At 56.7% G+C, this 16,974-nt stretch carries 17 protein-coding genes; 2 read left to right on the forward strand and 15 right to left on the reverse strand.

Annotated features, from left to right (window positions below):
• Positions 1–24 precede the first annotated feature (24 nt).
• The 5 genes from Q0835_RS11765 to Q0835_RS11785 form a co-directional block, all read right to left on the reverse strand.
• Complete coding sequence (locus Q0835_RS11765) at positions 25–1,299, reverse strand: ABC transporter substrate-binding protein (protein ID WP_298813108.1); 1,275 nt, start codon at positions 1,297–1,299, stop codon at positions 25–27.
• Between the two features lie 123 nt (positions 1,300–1,422).
• The gene (locus Q0835_RS11770) at positions 1,423–2,163 is read right to left on the reverse strand and encodes an SDR family oxidoreductase (protein ID WP_298961331.1); all 741 of its coding nucleotides are present in this window, start codon (positions 2,161–2,163) and stop codon (positions 1,423–1,425) included.
• A gap of 11 nt (positions 2,164–2,174) precedes the next feature.
• The gene (locus Q0835_RS11775) at positions 2,175–3,017 is read right to left on the reverse strand and encodes a fumarylacetoacetate hydrolase family protein (RefSeq protein ID WP_298813104.1); all 843 of its coding nucleotides are present in this window, start codon (positions 3,015–3,017) and stop codon (positions 2,175–2,177) included.
• A gap of 10 nt (positions 3,018–3,027) precedes the next feature.
• The gene (gene eno / locus Q0835_RS11780) at positions 3,028–4,326 is read right to left on the reverse strand and encodes a phosphopyruvate hydratase (protein ID WP_298961334.1); all 1,299 of its coding nucleotides are present in this window, start codon (positions 4,324–4,326) and stop codon (positions 3,028–3,030) included.
• Positions 4,323–5,336 (reverse strand): aminoglycoside phosphotransferase family protein, encoded by a 1,014-nt coding sequence (locus tag Q0835_RS11785; protein ID WP_298961337.1) that lies wholly within the window; start codon positions 5,334–5,336, stop codon positions 4,323–4,325. Before Q0835_RS11785 ends, eno begins: the two co-directional genes overlap by 4 nt.
• Positions 5,337–5,434: 98 nt before the next feature.
• Between Q0835_RS11785 and Q0835_RS11790 the strand changes: the two genes are divergently transcribed.
• Positions 5,435–6,448, forward strand: a complete 1,014-nt coding sequence (locus tag Q0835_RS11790; protein WP_298961340.1) for a LacI family DNA-binding transcriptional regulator — start codon at positions 5,435–5,437, stop codon at positions 6,446–6,448.
• A gap of 234 nt (positions 6,449–6,682) precedes the next feature.
• Positions 6,683–7,837: a fumarylacetoacetate hydrolase family protein gene (locus tag Q0835_RS11795; protein ID WP_298813096.1), complete on the forward strand. Its 1,155-nt coding sequence runs from the start codon at positions 6,683–6,685 to the stop codon at positions 7,835–7,837.
• Between the two features lie 68 nt (positions 7,838–7,905).
• Here Q0835_RS11795 and Q0835_RS11800 read toward each other — a convergent pair whose 3' ends face one another.
• From Q0835_RS11800 to Q0835_RS11845, 10 genes are read right to left on the reverse strand one after another with little or no spacing between them, the layout of a single operon-like run.
• Positions 7,906–8,325 (reverse strand): universal stress protein, encoded by a 420-nt coding sequence (locus tag Q0835_RS11800; RefSeq protein ID WP_298813094.1) that lies wholly within the window; start codon positions 8,323–8,325, stop codon positions 7,906–7,908.
• Positions 8,326–8,352: 27 nt separating this feature from the next.
• Complete coding sequence (locus Q0835_RS11805) at positions 8,353–9,435, reverse strand: putative sulfate exporter family transporter (protein ID WP_298813092.1); 1,083 nt, start codon at positions 9,433–9,435, stop codon at positions 8,353–8,355.
• Positions 9,422–10,432, reverse strand: a complete 1,011-nt coding sequence (locus Q0835_RS11810; RefSeq protein ID WP_298961344.1) for an Ldh family oxidoreductase — start codon at positions 10,430–10,432, stop codon at positions 9,422–9,424. The genes Q0835_RS11805 and Q0835_RS11810 overlap by 14 nt, the downstream gene beginning before the upstream one ends.
• Before the next feature lie 51 nt (positions 10,433–10,483).
• A complete protein-coding gene (locus Q0835_RS11815) occupies positions 10,484–11,665 on the reverse strand; it encodes a UxaA family hydrolase (protein ID WP_298961346.1) in 1,182 nt (393 codons plus the stop codon).
• Between the two features lie 12 nt (positions 11,666–11,677).
• Positions 11,678–11,968 carry a UxaA family hydrolase gene (locus Q0835_RS11820; RefSeq protein WP_298813086.1) on the reverse strand — a complete coding sequence of 97 codons (291 nt, stop codon included), beginning with the start codon at positions 11,966–11,968 and terminating at the stop codon, positions 11,678–11,680.
• Between the two features lie 10 nt (positions 11,969–11,978).
• Positions 11,979–12,974, reverse strand: coding sequence for an alcohol dehydrogenase catalytic domain-containing protein (locus tag Q0835_RS11825; protein ID WP_298961349.1), 996 nt, complete (start codon positions 12,972–12,974; stop codon positions 11,979–11,981).
• Positions 12,971–13,723 (reverse strand): SDR family oxidoreductase, encoded by a 753-nt coding sequence (locus Q0835_RS11830; protein ID WP_298961352.1) that lies wholly within the window; start codon positions 13,721–13,723, stop codon positions 12,971–12,973. The genes Q0835_RS11825 and Q0835_RS11830 overlap by 4 nt, the downstream gene beginning before the upstream one ends.
• Positions 13,724–13,727: 4 nt before the next feature.
• Entirely contained in the window at positions 13,728–15,041 is a 1,314-nt protein-coding gene (gene hisD / locus Q0835_RS11835; RefSeq protein WP_298961355.1) for a histidinol dehydrogenase, read from the reverse strand.
• An 8-nt stretch (positions 15,042–15,049) separates the two neighbouring features.
• A complete protein-coding gene (locus Q0835_RS11840) occupies positions 15,050–16,381 on the reverse strand; it encodes a TRAP transporter large permease (RefSeq protein WP_298813077.1) in 1,332 nt (443 codons plus the stop codon).
• Between the two features lie 11 nt (positions 16,382–16,392).
• Positions 16,393–16,908 carry a TRAP transporter small permease gene (locus Q0835_RS11845; protein WP_152500297.1) on the reverse strand — a complete coding sequence of 172 codons (516 nt, stop codon included), beginning with the start codon at positions 16,906–16,908 and terminating at the stop codon, positions 16,393–16,395.
• Positions 16,909–16,974: the final 66 nt, after the last annotated feature.

Consider the following 16,974-nt stretch of genomic DNA (forward strand, 5'->3'; position numbering starts at 1 on the left):
GGCCCCTTCCTTGAGGAGATGCGATCAGTATTCGTTGATCACCGCTTCCGCCATTTTCTGTGCGGCGTCTTCAGAGCTCATGTCACTGGTGATGAACTCGGAGATGACCGTGAACATGGCTTTGCGGAATTTTTCCGGTACAGCCATGTTGTGCGCCATTGACCGCACCACGGTTCCGGCTTCCGCAGCGTTTTTCAGATCAACCAGATTGAGCTGCTGACACGGGTTGAATTCGTCACCCAATTCAACATCCATGCGGGCCGGTATGGAGCCCTTTGCCACATTGAAGACTTTCTGGAAGTCCGGGGACATGATCAGGGAGGCCATCATTTTCTGACCTTCGATGAATTCCGGGTCACTTTGCTTGAAGAAGACAACTGAATCTGAATTCAGGATGTAGCCCGGTTCGCCACTGTTCATCGGTGCGCCGGCGCACAGATAGTCCTTGCCGTATTCATAACCGGCGGCGTTCATGGTTCCGATGGCCCAGTCGCCATGGAAATAAAAGCCGGCTTCACCCTTTGCCATCATGTTGAGGGGCTCTTCCCAGCCGCGGCCTGGGAAAGCCGGGTCCATCCAGCCGACCATCTTGCGTAGCTGGTCGAAGGCAGCGACCATTTCCGGGCTGTTAAGTGCTTCCAGGTCTAGTTCTATGAAAGCCTTCCTGAAAAGATCCGTGCTGATGCCCTGAGCCACGATTTCAAACAGAGTTCCGTCGATCCAGTCCTGGCCGCCATGGGCAACAGGTACAATGCCCTTTTCGGCCATCTGTTCGGCCAGAACGTTGAACTCATCCCAGGTCTTTGGCAGCTCTTCAGCACCGATCGCGTCCATCGCGGATTTGGACGCCCACATCCAGTCGATGCGGTGGATGTTCATGGGCGACGCAACCCACGTGCCGTGCGGTTTCATGACGCTGACGAGTTCAGGGGCAACGACTGCTTCCCAGTTTTCTTCTTCAGCGAGCGCGTTGAGATCGGCCGTCAGGCCGGTCTTTGCCCATTCGCCGATTTCAGGGCCTTTAAGCTGAACCGCCGATGGGGGATTGCCGGAAATTACGTCAGCGCGCAGACGGGCAATCGTGTTGGACGTGTGGCCCGGTATGGCCGTCTGCTTCCAGCTGCCGCCTTTTTCCTCAAACATGGTGCCAAGCACATTGATAGCTTCGGCATTCGAACCCGAATGCCACTGGTGAAGCAGGTTGGTTTTGGGTTCCGCGTGTGCTCCACCGGCGATCGCCAATGTCGTAACTGCAGCCGCTGCCACCGTTACCATCAGTTTCTTATGCAAGCTCGTCATCGGTTCTTCCTCCTCGGTCATGACGCTGTTGGATATGCAGGCTGTTATTAGTTCACGTGAACAATTTGATGTGCACGTGAACAAAAAGTGGTTTTCAATTTCGCAGGACTGCATATGCCCTGCTTAAATCGTTATGCCTCCATCGATGTTTATTGCCTGTCCTGTAACGAAGGCACTTTCATCTGACGCCAGATAAGCGCAGAGCGATGCAACTTCGTCCACTTGGCCAAATCGGCCAGATGGTTGTCGGCTGGTGAAGAACTTTTCCGCCGCCTCTCGGCCGCCGAGTTCCTCAGCAAGATCTTCAATGCGTTGCCGAAGACTTGGACTGTCAACTGTACCCGGGCAAACAGAATTGCACCTGATCCTGTCGGTCAGATAGTCCGCCGCAACGGCTTTGGTCAGGCCGATTACGCCACCCTTTGCGGCGCCATAGGCAGCTCGCTTGGGGAAGCCTTTGACGGAGCTTGCCACTGACCCGATGGTGATGATGCTGCCGCCGGAGGTCTTCATTTTAGGGACCGCAGCCCGCAGGACGCGATAAGCGCTGGTAAGAGTTATGTCAGTGGACCGCATCCACTCTGTTTCGTTGCATTCTTCGATCGTTCCCTGATGGACATAGCCGACGCAGTGAACGAGAATATCGACCTGTTTAAAGTTTCCGAAATAAACGTCAATGGCGGTCTGATCAGTGGCATCGAGCCGGCCGGTCGTCACACCGGCCAGGCCGTCAAAGAGCGTTTCATTGAGATCACTGGCAAATACCGCGGCACCTTCGTCGCGCAGGCGTTCTGCAACGGCCCGGCCAATGCCTTGGCCTGCGGCTGTTACTATCGCGGTTTTTCCCTTCAGTCTCTCCGACACAGTTCTTTCCTTCAGATCTTCTGCACAATCTGTTCCTGGCTTCCCAGCCCGTGGATGCCAAGTGAGACCTTGTCTCCAACCTTTAGCCAGACCGGGGGTTTCATCCCGGCGCCGACACCTGGAGGCGTGCCGGTGCAAATCAGATCACCCGGTTCCAGCCGCAGAAATTCACTCAGGTAGCTGACAATGGTTGCCGGATCGAAGATCATCGTGTCGGTGTTGCCGTTTTGCATGCGCTGGCCATTGACGTCCAGCCACATCGGCAAGGAGTTGGCATCTTCCAACTCGTCTCCGGTGACGATCCATGGACCTGTCGGACAGAAATTGGGGAAACTTTTCCCTTTGGCCCATTGCCCACCGCGTTCCAGCTGCCAGGATCGCTCAGACACATCGTTGACGAGCGTGTAGCCAAGAATGTGATCCAGCGCTTGGTCCTTGGAGATATTGAAGGTTCGCTTGCCGATCACGATGCCGAGCTCGACCTCCCAATCGAGCTTGGTCATCTTGTCAGAATACAGAATCGGATCGAAGGGCGCGCAATACGTGCCGGACGACTTGTTAAAGAGGATGGGCTCATCGGGGATCGGCATGCCGGCTTCTTTGGCATGGTCACTGTAGTTGAGGCCAATGCAGTAAATGTTGCGCGGGTGACTGACGGGAGGTCCCACACGGACACCTGTCTGGTCGACTTCCGGCAGGGAAGCAGGATCAATGCCGGCGACAGCCGTGGTCAGCCCGGAAATGGTATCAGGGGTGATGTCCGACACCAGAGAAGAAATGTCGCGCGCTGTGCCGCTCTCGTCCAAAAGGCAGGGAACTTCCTCACCGACTGCCCCAAGTCTCAAAAACTTCATGTACTCGTCCTTAGTGTTTTTTGCCCCACCAGGTGCCTTTCAAGGCAGCCCCGGCAGCAAAATTCCCGCTGCCCAGCTGCTCCTGGATACGCAGGCATTCATTCCACTTAACCATCCGTTCTGAGCGGGTGAAGGAACCAACCTTCAATTGTCCACATCCAAGACCCGTCGCCAGATGGCTGATGGAAACATCTTCAGTTTCACCGGATCTTGCAGAAACAATTGCCCCCCAGTCTGATTTTTTTGCCGCAACGAAAGCGTCTACAGCCTCGCTGACGGTTCCAGCCTGATTGACCTTGATCAGGACAGCATTGCAGGCTTGATCTGCGTTTGCTGCTTCCACCAGTTTGGCATTGGTCACCAGATAGTCGTCGCCGATGATCTGGACCCGTTGGCCGAACCGTTTGGTGAATTCAATCATGCCGTCAGTGTCATCCTCTCCAACCGGGTCTTCGATCGAGACGATTGGATAGGTGTCAAGCCAGTTTCCAAGCAGGTCAATCAGCTCGCCACTGTCCAATGCCTTGTCTTCGAGTGCAAGCCGGTATTTTCCGTTTTGGCCGAATTCAGATGCGGCGATGTCCAGCGAGATCGCGACCCGCTCGCCTGGTTTTTCACCTGCTTTTTCGATGGCTTTAACAAGGGTCTCCAAGGCTTCTTCATTGCTGTCAAAAACCGGCCACCAGCCGCCCTCGTCGGCGACACCGGCCAACCGGCCTTTCGAAGCCATGATGTCTCCCGCCGCGAAATAAACTTCATTTGTTATTTCAAGGACTTCGTCGAAACTCTGAGCGCCCGGCACCATGATCATGAAGTCTTGAATATCAACCCTTCGTCCAGCATGTGCACCACCGCCGAAGATCTGAATTTCAGGCAGGGGGATGGACGGAGTTTGTTCATAGAGATCCGCGACATGACACCAGAGCGGCTTCTTTGTACTGGCAGCTGCTGCGTGAAGAACGGCGAGCGAAGTGGCTACCATCGCGTTGCCGCCGAGCGTTTCCTTGACTGGTGAAGGGTCCAGTTCGAGCAGCCGGTCATCCACGGCTCGCTGCTTGTCTGCACTCAGTCCAACAAGTGCCGGAGCAATCGTCTTGTTGACGCTTTCCAGGGCTTGAGACACACCCATGCCGCGCAGTTTGTTTCCTCCGTCCCGCAGATCAACAGCTTCGCGCGTGCCCCGGCTTGCACCTGCAGGAGCGATTGCCCTGCCGAGGCTTCCGTCTTCAAGGATAACGTCGACTTCTAGCGTCGGATTGCCACGGGAGTCCCAGACCCGCCGTCCTCTGACTGATGTGATCGCGGTCAACGGCTGTTACCCTTCCATGTTTGTGCAAGTGTCTCGGCAATCTCGCCGATTTTTGATTTTGGCTGTCTCAGCAAGGTGATCGATGCCGCTCTGATTGTTGAACGGGAACTTTCGTCCAGATATTCAACCGGAGATTTGCCGTCGATGCGGGCAAGCATCAAGGCTGGCAGGAGCTCCGCGGTGCGGCGTTCGATCCGGCCAGCTGCATCCCAGCTGGCATGCGCCGCATAGGCATCCCAAAACGATGCGAGGTCTTCTGCGAGAGCCGGACGAAGCGAGGGGACGTGCTGAGCTTTCAAGATGAGGTGGTTCAGGCAAAATGCGGCGTCGAATTCAGGTGCGCCCATGGTGGCGCACTCTGCATCGAGTACGACCGGCTGCGCTCCCCTGAACAGGATATTTTTCGGACTGACGTCGCCGTGGACGAGTACCGTATCGGTTTCATAGAGCTGGTCAGCCAATGCAGTCAGCCGATCGGCAACTTCTGTAACTTTTTTCGCTGTGAAGACAAGATAGGGTTCGATGCGAAGCGCATAAAAGTCATCCCTGTTCCGGAAGGGGGCAGTGTCGAACCCGGGTCTGGACGAGGCCGTGTGGATGCTTCCGAGCAGGTTGCCAACCTTCTTTGCACGGGACGGAATTCGACGGCCTTCGAGCAGATCCTTCTTCCAGAGGGATACATCATCGCCAGCAAGGAACTCCATTGCAAAGCCGTGTTTTTCTTCCGACCGTCCGAAAACCCTGACGGCGCTTTCAGGAGCGATTTCTGCTGCTACTTTCAGCCACTCGAACTCAGCTTTGTTCCGGTGCACCGGCGCTTGCCAGTCCTCAGCGACCTTCAGTTTCGGAAGGGCGAACTTGATGCACATGCGCCGGTCTTCAACTTCGACCATGGCGATATCGGAAGCAACGCCTCCGGTGAGCGGCTGGACGTCGGTGATCGAAGCCGGATCGGCCAGTCCAAGCTCGGCAATCAGTTCTTCGCACCTTATTTTGAGCGCGGTCGGCATCTTCATCCGTTCGTTTGACTTGATTGATCTATGTTCACGTGAACATTTGCCATTGCACTCTCGCCTCTGTCAAGTCATAGTTTGCGCGCTGTGACAAAATGGAGAGCAGAAATTTGGCGGCTCGGGTAACAATCAAAACCATCGCAAAGGACCTCGGGATCTCGCATATGACTGTTTCCCGGGCGCTCTCCGATCACCCGAATGTCCAGAAAGACACGCGGGAGCTCGTGAAAAAACGGGCTGCTGAACTCGGTTATGTCAAAATCGCAGCGGCGACGGCCATGCGGGGCGACGGCACCCGAATTGTTGGTCTTCTGCTGCCAAACATCGTCAATGAGTTTTATGCCAGTTTCGCGAATGAACTCGCCCGGATCTGTGAAGCCTTTTCCTATCAGTTGATCATTCATCTGACCGATGATGATTTGAAAACGGAACACAAGGCAATGCAGCAACTGCGCGAAGTTCAGGCAAAAGCTGTTGTCGTAGTGCCGGCCCCCGGAGATCCCGCCACGACCGGGCACGACCCTCATCATCTTGACGGGCTCGACGTCATTCAGCTTATCCGCCAACGTTCCGAGACAGGGCGTGAAGCTGCAATCCTGGTGGATGATGCCGGAGCGATCTCCGCCGCGGTCAAGCACCTTCATGCAACAGGGCATAGGAAAATAGCCTATATCGGCGCCAACGCGGATCTGTCTTCCGGTCGCAACCGTCTGAAGGCTTATCGCAGAGGGCTTCACGAGAGCGGGCTTCCCGAAATTCAGGCATTGATCAAGACAGCACCACCTTCGTTTTCTATGGGAGGCGCTTCTGCAGAGGCTCTCTTGTCAGAAAGAGAGGCAACGGCAATTGTCTGCGGTGGGTTTGAGATTTCAAATGGGGCTCTGCACGCTCTTTTGACGTCGGGCCGGAGGCCGGGTGCTGACATTGCCTTTATCGGGTATGGCGATCCGTCATTCTATACATGGATTGAAGGTGGCATCTCGACGATCCGTGTTCCGGTTTCACCTCTTGCCAACCAGACGCTTCAGGTTTTGAAGTCGGGTACAGTCGACGATGATGATGCTCAGATTTTCGAATTTCAGGCTGAGCTTGTGGTCCGAAAGTCCTGAGCGCCATAAAGTTTTCTAGTGAACACAGAGGTCTGCATTTTTTCAGACGCTGGGTGATGGGTCGGTGCTGGTTCCAGGCCGGGCCGAATGATATGCGTTCTGAATGTTTCAGTGCCGTCTTCTGCAACCAGCCAATGTCTGATTTCCGGACAGGTGTGAGTGGCGCACTTTGACAACATAAATGAGACTGGCAGCAAGACAGACTGTGTTTACAAATGCGGATACGATAGCATCATGAGTTCATCACTGAACCTTCCTAAAGACGGCACATTTTTATTCAGGGTTTGGCGGCCCGATGTTTCGGGACCGTCGATCTGTGCATTGAAAAATGGCATTTTGCACGATGTCACCTGCAAGGCTGTGCCAACGGTTCACGATCTTCTTGAGCTCGATAGCCCGGCAGCGTGGCTCGCCACTGCCAAGGGTGAGCCGATTGGCAGTCTCGAGCAGGTCGCATCAAATTCCTGCGAAACACCGGACACCTCTGTGCCTTGGCTTTTGGCACCTGCGGACCTTCAGGCAATCAAAGCCTGCGGTGTGACGTTTGCATCTTCCATGCTTGAGCGTGTGATCGAGGAAAGGGCGAAGGGAGACCCCAGCAAGGCAGAACAGATCCGTGAACGCTGCACGGCTATCATGGGAGAAAGCCTGAAGTCCGTGGTGCCCGGCTCTGAAAAGGCTGGGCAGCTGAAGGACGCCCTCGTTGCCGAAGATATGTGGTCGCAGTATCTGGAAGTTGGCATCGGGCCGGACGCAGAGGTTTTCACGAAATCGCAGCCCATGTCAGCTGTCGGTGCCGGTGCTGCCGTCGGTCTGCACCCAGCTTCGCGGTGGAACAATCCAGAGCCCGAAGTCGTACTTGCAGTCAGCAGTTCCGGCCAGGTCAAAGGTGCGATGCTGGGTAATGACGTGAACCTGCGCGACATCGAAGGACGATCCGCATTGCTGTTGGGCAAGGCCAAAGACAACAACGCATCAACGTCCATCGGACCTGCGGTGCGTTTGTTCGATGACACGTTCGGCATGGACGATGTACGTCGATTGGAACTTGATCTGAAAGTCACGGGTGAAGATGGGTTTGTGATGTCGGGGCATTCGACCATGACCGAGATCAGCCGCGACCCGCTTGATCTTGTGGCTCAGGCATGTGGCCGCCATCACCAGTATCCAGACGGTTTTTTCCTGTTCCTCGGAACGCTGTTTGCGCCAACGGAAGATCGCGACACGCCAGGTGAGGGCTTCACTCACAAACTTGGCGACATCGTCGAGATATCCTGTCGCCAACTGGGAACGCTCCGAAACACGGTCCGGCTGTCAACCGATTGTCCTGAATGGCGTTTCGGAAACCGCGCATTGATGACCAACCTTTCAACGCGCAAGCTCATATAGCGACGAGACAAGCGGGGACACCGGCTCGCTGGTATCGTCCGTGCCAGGTCTGTCGGAGGTGACTGGCCTCAGCTGTCGTCATCGCGTACAACAAATACAGAGCATTCAGCGCGCCGCACCACACGAGACGCCGTCGACCCCAGAAAGTAGTCCTGTGCAGACGGATGATGGGAACCGACCAGTATCAAGTCGATCTTATTTTCCTTGGCATAGCTTGCAATCTGGACACCGGGTTTGCCGGTGACGACCTTGCAGCCGACGCGCTTGTCTCCGGCGGCAGCCTTTTGCAGCTTGTCGGCCACTTTGTCAGTCAGGTGATTGTCGATCTTCAGGTCAACGAACTCGGAGACGAAGCCTGGAATGTTTTCAAGCACGGTCAGCAGGGTGATCCGACCATCGTCAGTCAAAAGATGCCGTGCGACTTCAAGTTTCCGCTGAACAAGCGTTTCGTGATCCAGCGCGACGGGAATGAGAACATTTTTGTACATCGACCTGAAGCCTCCATTTCTGAACTTTTATGAGACGCCCTGCAGGCCTGGAAGCAGGACAAGAAGCCCGATTGCGACCAGTGCAGCGAGAAAAACGGTTTCTGCAATCAGCAATCCTGCGGCTGCCTTGCCGACTTTCATCAAGTCTTTCGGAACTGTTTTCAGTCCAACCGCTGCGATTGCCAGCAGCAAAAGCCAGCGCGACAGGTCTGCCGACAGCTCAGTAATCACTGCCGGAAGTGCGACAACCGAGTTGAGTGTCGCCAGGGCTACGAAGCCGACCACGAATGCCGGGACGAGGGGCATGCCGGCGTTGCCGGAAGCACTGCTGCCGACGGTCATGCGAAGCACGATCAACGCCGTCATCACGATGGGGGCAAGCATGGCGACACGCAGCAACTTTACCAGCGTTGCCGTCTCGCCGGCTTCCTGCGAAACGGAAAAACCGGCACCGACGACCTGCGCAACATCGTGGATCGTGGCACCGAGATAGATGCCGGCCGCCCGGTCACTGAGTGCAAGCTGATCTGAAAGGACCGGATAGAGGATCATGGCAAGTGTCGACAATATGGTCACGCCGACCACGGTGAAGACGAGCCTGTCCTCTGATCTTTCATCCTTGGGCAAAATGGCGGCGATGGCCATGGCGGCGGACGCACCGCAAATTGCGACAGACCCTGCCGACAGGAACGCAAACCGGTAGCGGAAGCCGAACAGGCGCGAAACTGCAAGGCCAAAGGCGATGGTCAGGAGGACGCCTGCAACGACCAGACCCACGACCGGCCACCCAAGCGCGCTGACCATATCGAAGCTGATGCGCAGCCCCAAAAGGGCGACGCCCAGTCGAAGGAGAGTGCGCGCGCTGAATGCGATACCCGCCTGGCAGCGGATATCCTCGGACAGGAAGTTCAACGAGATGCCGATCAGGAGCGCAAGAAGCATTGCCGGAGCGCCGTAATGCTCGGCAATGAATTGGCTGGCAAGCGCAATAACCAGGGCAACGAGCACGCCTGGCATAATCTTTCGAAACACATTGGTGCCGAACTTTGACCCGCTGGCGTTTTCAGGGCTGCCGGACGCGGCCTGTTCATTGAGGTCAGACGGAGACATCTGCAAGTCCCCTCACGACTTCAAGATACCGGGCCGGTACTTCAATGCCCTTGTCTTTCGCCTCTCGAATGGCAGCGGATCGTCTTGTGCCGGGAAGGCGAGCGCCTTCCATTGTCTCAATGAGATGTAGCAAGCCTTCGAGACGGTCCGCGAAATGGGCCTGATCCTGAGGTTTCATGGCGATCAGGAATTGACCGACCCCGGGAGGCGGACCATCGCTGCTGAAAAAGGAAGATGCTTCAGTGCTCTTGGCTGCCCCGGTCATTACCGAGGCCAGGATTTCGACCATCAAGGCAAGCGCCGTGCCCTTTGCTTCGCCTATGGGCAGCATGGTGCCTTCCAGTGCTTCCGAAGCATCCGTGGTTGGCTGGCCGTCCTTGTTGAGTGCCCATCCTTCAGGGATTGGTTTGCCCGCCTTTCTGGCATTCATAACTTTGCCGCGTGCCACGCGTGACAAGGACAAATCAATCACCAGGGGATCCCGACCCGCCCTGGGTGCGGCGAAGGCAATCGGATTGGTTCCGAAGACCGCCGACTTGGCTCCGAACGGTGCCATTGCAGCGGGCGCGTTTGCGACCATGATGCCGAGCAGTCCCTGTCTGGCAAGCTTTTCAACCTGAACGGATAGGGCGCCGCAGTGATGTGAGCGCGTGACACCCATGGTGGCGCATCCATGTTCCTGTGCTAGGGCAGCCCCACGCGCAATAACAAGATCGAGGGCTGGATAGGCAAAGCCGAAGCCGGCATCTGCCAGCAGACTTGAACTTCCGATTTCCTTGATGTCGACCGCCGCCTGCGCCCGAATTTTACCCGAGCGGACCTGGGCGACGTAGTCTTCAACGCGAGAAAACCCGTGACCGATCTGACCTTCTGCTTCGGCGGCAACCAGGGCCTCGGCGACTGTCTGGGCCACTGGGGAAGGGACATCGGCCGCGACAAAAGCCGCCGAAATCAGACTGACTGCATCGGCGAAACCGATACGCTCTGAGGTTTCCATTAAGTCGTCACTCCTAGAGATGGCCGGCGAACCGGCCATCCGGCCCGTAAATCAGGCGCTTCTGTACAGTTTGGTCATTGAGAACTCTCTATGACCGAGGGCTTCTGCAGCCGTGTTGCGCCCATTGGCAGTGCGACGGATCATATCGATCAACTCGTCGCCGGCCTCATCGATGGTCATCTCCCGGCGCAAGATGCCGGAGACGTCCACGTCAACGTGTTCGCTCATCGTGCGCACTGTGCGCGGATTGGCTGTGATCTTGATGACCGGCACAATCGGGTTGCCGACCACGTTGCCTTGCCCTGTCGGGAAGGTGTGGATCACGGCGCCACCGGCTGCCATCAGGGTCACGCATTCCGCCGCGGCGGATGATGAATCCATGAAATAGAGACCTTTACCGGACTTGGGTGCTTCAGCCGGCTCCAGGATGTCGATGTATTGCGCGGTTCGACCGATCTTTTCAAGATTGCCGAGCGCTTTTTCTTCAATCGTGGTCAAGCCTCCTTCGATGTTGCCCTTCGTCGGCTGACTGTCGGAAAGGTCGTCGGTCTGGTGCGCAAAGATCACATCGTCCTGATATGCCTTCCACATCTTGTGCCATCGCTCGCCGACTTCCTCGTTGATCGCCCGTTTCTGGCAAATGTGCTCAGCGCCGGTGATCTCTGACGTTTCACCGAAAAAGCCGGTGATGCCTTCCGGCAGCAGCTTGTCGTACATGTTGCCGACAGTCGGACACGATCCAAGGCCGGTCGTTGTGTCGCTTTCTCCACATTTTGTCGACACCCACAGGTCCGAAAGCGGGCATTCCTCGCGCTGAAGTTCGGTTGACCAGTGAACGAATTCCTTGGCTTTCCAGGACGCAGCACGAATGGTCTCGAAGTCACCATTCTGCTCAATGGAGAACTCAGCGACAGGCTTGCCGGTCTCGCGGATGCCGTCCGCGATGCGTTTGGTCCAGCCCGGCTCGATCCCGATCACGACAACAGCGGCAACATTCGGGTTGGCTCCGGTGCCGATCATCGTGCGGAAATGCAGTTCAAGGTCCTCGCCGAATTGAAGTCGGCCATAGGCATGCGGAATGGCAAGGGTTCCCTTGACGTTATTGGCCACGGCCTCACAGGCTGCGTTCGAAATATCGTCGACGGGAAGAATGACAACATGGTTGCGAACACCTACCCGGCCGTTTTCCCGCCGATAGGCCTTCACCGTGACATTTGAGTATTTGGATGACATGGGCAGGGCTCCTTACCAGCGCTTTGTTTTGCAGTTGTGGGTGTGGACATGTCCGCCCTTTTGGATATCCGCAATGATCTTGCCGATGTCTTCGCCGTATTTGACAGCCGTGTCTCCGTCTTTCAGGTCTTTCAGTGCGATCTTGTGCCCGATGGGCACATCAGCGCCCGCGGTCAGCCGGAAGGTAGAGTTGTCGTGGGTGACACAGCACAGCATTTCGGTACCGGCCGTCAGTCCTTCCACGACGACGACACCGACATTGTCGGCGTGTTCATGGACAAGAAGATGGGGGATTTCAGACATGAATGTCTCCTTAGGTGTTTGGCGAAAGTAGAATTTTGGGCACCGAGATATTGCCTGCACGCAAGTCGGCAAAGGCTGCCTGGCCTTCTGACAAAGGCCGGATTTCAACCCAGTTTAGCGCGCCCAGCCTTCCCTCGAACATCGCTTTGGCAGTCTGACGGAAGTCTTCCGCGGTGTAGGTGTAGGTGCCGATAAATGTAATTTCCTGAAGGGTAACACGACGTATATCGAGCCCCCCGTCAGCAGACCCAAGGCCTATATGGGCAATGACACCACCCGGCTTTACCTGCGCTGAGGCCGCTGCCCGTGTCGCGGCATAACCGACGCCGTCAATCACCAGGTCATATTGGCCGCTGGTGTCTGCTTCTTCCGGTGTCAGGACTTCAATGCCGCAGGTCTTTGCGAGAAATCGGCCACGGCTCGCATTCGGTTCCACCAGGCGGACATCCGGCATGCCTTGCGCTCTCAGGGACAGGGCTGCACCGAGACCAATTGCGCCACCGCCGATCACGAGGCTTCGTGCTTCGGCGGGTTCGCAACTGAGTGCAGCGCGCGCCAACCGTACGGCATGCCAACCGCAGGCAACCGGTTCTGCCAGGGCGGCCTGCGCGTCTGATACATGATCCGGAACGGTCACCAGATTTCGCTCCGGCATGGCAAGATAGTCCGCGAAACCGCCCTCACGTGGCGGCATTGAGATTATCTGACGTTCCGCACATAGGTTGTCGCGTCCAGTTCTGCAGGCTTCGCATGTGCCGCAGGTCACCAGTGGATTGACTGTGACATGCCGGCCGGACAGCGGGCCTGTCTGAACCGTGCCGGCGACCTCATGACCAAGTATCAGCGGTGCTGGCCGGCGCTCATCGTGCCCAAGATAAGCGTGCATGTCTGAACCGCATATGCCTGTATGGGCCACGCGGATGAGGACTTCATCCTGTGCCGGAACAGGATCGGCAACGTCCCGATAGGATTGGGCTTCGGGTCCCGTATAAACAAGTGCTTTCATTTTGCAGTAAACCCGCCATCGACCATCAGGATCTGGCCGGTCACGTAGCTGGAGGCTTCAGAGCATAGGAATAACAACGGCCCGTCGATGTCTTCCAGTTTACCGTTTCGCCCAATGCAGGTTTGAGCTGCATTCCGTTCCGCTCTTTCCTTGTCACCAAAGACCGCAGCCGTCAATTCCGTTGGAAAGAAACCGGGCCCGAGCGCATTGGTGTTGATGCCGTGCTCCGACCAGGCTTCCGCCATCGCCCTTGTCAGTTGGCCAATACCGCCTTTGGAGGCTCCGTAGGAGATGCCGCCCGGAAAGGCGCGCTCGGTCTGCAAGGAAGCAAAATTGACGATACGGCCCCAACCTTTTTCGCGCATGGCCGGAACAAAGGCTTTGCTCAAAAAGAAGGGTATCGTGAGATTGAGGGTCATAGTGATGTCCCATCCCTCCAGAGTAACATCGTCCGCAGCCTGTCTGGTGTTGATACCGGCGGCGTGCACAAGGATCTGAGGTGGGCCGAAGGGCGCGCTCACGTCTTCAACGATCGATGCAAGCTTGTCGCGGTCGCTCAGGTCGGCAGGTACAGCCGCGGTATGGCCGCCCGCTTCCCGTCTCCAGTTTTCCAGGTCTTCAGCCCTGCGCGCAACGCCAACCACCGATGCGCCGGCCCTTGCCAGCACGGTGGCGGCACGGCGCCCGAGGCCGGAGCTTGCTCCGGTCACGCAGGCAACCTTGCCAGCTACGTCGAAGAGGGCAGTCATTCGATCAGACCCCCGCATCGGCTGTGAGATCGAATGTCTCGTCAGGAAAGTATTTCCGGAGCCTGATATCAGCCGTACGTGCGTGGCCTTCCATACCCTCAAGCCTTGAAATGCGAGCCGTTGCTTCTGCCACCGGTTTGGCTGCATCGCGTGTTGCGCGCTGCCATGTGACGATCTTCATGTATTTGTGCACGGAAAGACCGCCGGTATAGGTCGCAGCTCCGGAAGTCGGCAGAACATGGTTTGGTCCTGACGCCTTGTCGCCGAAGGCAACGGTGGTCTCCTCGCCGAGAAAGAGCGATCCGTAACAGGACAGCCGTTTAAGCCACCAATCCAGATCCTGCGCCTGAACGGTGAGGTGTTCAGGAGCATAGAGGTCTGATGTTGCCGCCATTTCTTCCCGGTTCTCGCAAAGGATGACCTCAGCATAGTCCCGCCAGGCGGCTGTGGCATTGTCCCGGTTCACTTCCGGCAAGTCGTCAATCAGTTTAGGTACGAGCGCCATCACTTCTTCGGCCAGGGAACGGTCGTCCGTCACAAGCCAGACTGGTGAATTGTAACCGTGTTCGGCCTGACCAACGAGATCGGCGGCCACGACTTCGGCATCTGCAGTTGCATCTGCCAGAACAAGGCTATCCGTCGGTCCGGCGATCATGTCGATACCGACCCTGCCGAACAGGATCCTTTTGGCTTCGGCAACAAATTGGTTGCCAGGACCAACAAGGATGTTGGCCTTGGGCAACCCGAATAGGCCAAATGTCATCGCAGCGACGCCCTGCACCCCACCCATGGCCAGGATCTTGTCAGCGCCGCACACCTTGGCAGCATAGATGATGGCGGCATTGACGCCGATGCCCGGGCGTGGCGGTGAGCAGGCGATGATATTCTTACAGCCAGCCACCTTTGCGGTGGTTACAGTCATGATGGCGCTGGCAATGTGGCTGTAGCGGCCACCGGGGATGTAGCACCCGGCAGTGTCGACCGGGATGCTCTTTTGTCCGGCGATCAATCCAGGGATCACTTCCACTTCAATGTCCTGGCAGGTCTCACGTTGAGCTTCGGCAAAGCGCTTGACGTTCTGATGTGCGAATTCGATATCCCGCTTGAGTTTTTCGGGCACTTTTGCAGACGCAGCCTCGATTGCTGCATCACTCAAGATGATATCTCCTTCATACTTGTCGAACCTGGCAGCGTATTCCAGGGCGGCGGCGTCGCCGCCCGCTTCGATTGTGTCCAGGATCTCCTGCACGATTTTGGTGGTCTCGGAAGCATCGGTCTTGGATGTCAGGACCGCCTTCTTTAAATATTCAACAGTCATTTCAGACCCTACTTGTAAATGTCAGGAAGAAGCGTTGTGGAGATTGCGGGCACATAGGCAATCATCAGCGTCACGAGCAGCATGAAGAAGACGAACGGCACGGCCCGCGCTGCGATTTTCAGAATTGACTCGCCTGTCAGACCTGACACGACGAACAGGTTCAATCCAAGTGGAGGCGTGATGAAGCCGACACCGAGTGCGGTGATCATCATGATACAGAACTGGATCTCGTTCATGCCGATATTGTCGGCAAGCGGTTTCAGGATCGGAGCCAGGATCACGATGTTCGGCGTTGTTTCCATCACGCAGCCCGCTGCGATCAGGATGCCGACCATAAGGAGGATCAGAAGTGCCGGCTCGTTTGTCAGAGATGTCACTGCATAAACGAAACCTTGCGGAACACCGAGGATTGCCAGCGCCTGCGCAAGCGGTAGGGAGAACGCGATGATCGGGACGATGACGCCGTTCACCTTCGCCGAGCTGACGAGCATTGCCGGGAAATCGGACAGTTTCAGTGTGCCCAGGACGAAGCCCATGACGATCGTGATGACGACTGCCACGGCACCTGCTTCAGTGGGCGTCAAGCGACCGGAAAAGATCCCGTAGAAGATAACGCCTGGGACGATGAACGCATACCAGCCTGACTTCAACGCCTTGCCGAGATTGGCTGACCATTCGCCGAAGGTCATCAGACCTCCACCTTCATAGGCGTAGATCCGGTTCATTACGATGTTGGTCACGAGGATCGATAGAAGAATGGCAATGCCAGGGATCAGAGCGGCAAGGAAGAGCGTCGACGCAGAAATGCCGAGAACGAGCCCGATGATGATATAGGCGATCGAAGGTGGTATCAGGATGCCGGTACAGGCACCGGCGGCCACCAGTGCACACGCATAGGGACGCGGGTAGCCGCTCTCCACCAGGCGCTCGATAGTCATCCGGCCAACGGCCGCTGCACCCGCTGCGTCAGATCCAGAGATTGCGGAGAACATGCCGCAAACCAGAACAGTCGCTGAGCCGAAACCGCCTTTCGCCCAACAGGTGAGGGCCTCCGCGACATCAAGAAACTTGCGGCTCAGACCGGTGCGAACCAGAACGTCGCCCGTCAGGATAAACAGGGGAACGGCGGTCAGGGCGAAGTGGTCGATGCCGTGAAAGAGGCTTTCCCCGACGAGCGAAAGGGGCAGGGCGCCGGAAATGATCAGCATCGCGATTGCAGCGGAACCGATTGCCGCCCAGACGGGCACGGCGAGTGCAACTAGGCCGATGAAAATCAGAACCGGGCCATAGAAGTCCCAGCCGAGTTCGACTGTCTGTTGTTGTAATTGTTGCCAGAGCATATGTGCCTCCCTCAGTCGAAGAGCTTGTCGCCTTCGTAAACGGGGCGCCCGTCACGAAAGTCGCGCAGATCGCGCAGGAGAGATTGGGCAAGCCGGAAAAGAACCAGAGCGAACCCGAACGGAACGGCCATCAGGAACCAGACTTGCGAGATGCGCAGGCCATGGGTCACAGAGCCGAATTTTGCTGAAACGAGGACGGTTTCGAACGACCAGTAAACAGCAACCAATGCGACTGCAGCCATGACGAGATCGCCCAGGATATAGAGCAACGCTTTCACCTTGGGGCCGACATACTGCATGATCACATCGATGCGGATGTGTCCACGTTCCTTGACGGCAGCAGCAGCTCCAATCCAGGCAAGATAAATGAAGGAGTACCGGACGATTTCCTCACCCCAAATGGAGGAGTAGGCGAACACTTCACGCCGAACGACTTCGACGAACATGGTCAGGACAAGCATCACGTAGAAGACCAGCAGCAGCCAGCGTTCTCCGTTCTTGTCCACGGCTTGAAGGACTTTCAACATGGGCACTCCTCTACCGTTCACATCAGAGGGGGCTCTGATGCGGTGGTTGCGCGGGAAAGGCTTTAT

Origin of the sequence: uncultured Roseibium sp. (genome assembly GCF_947499295.1) — a bacterium.
Lineage (GTDB): Bacteria > Pseudomonadota > Alphaproteobacteria > Rhizobiales > Stappiaceae > Roseibium.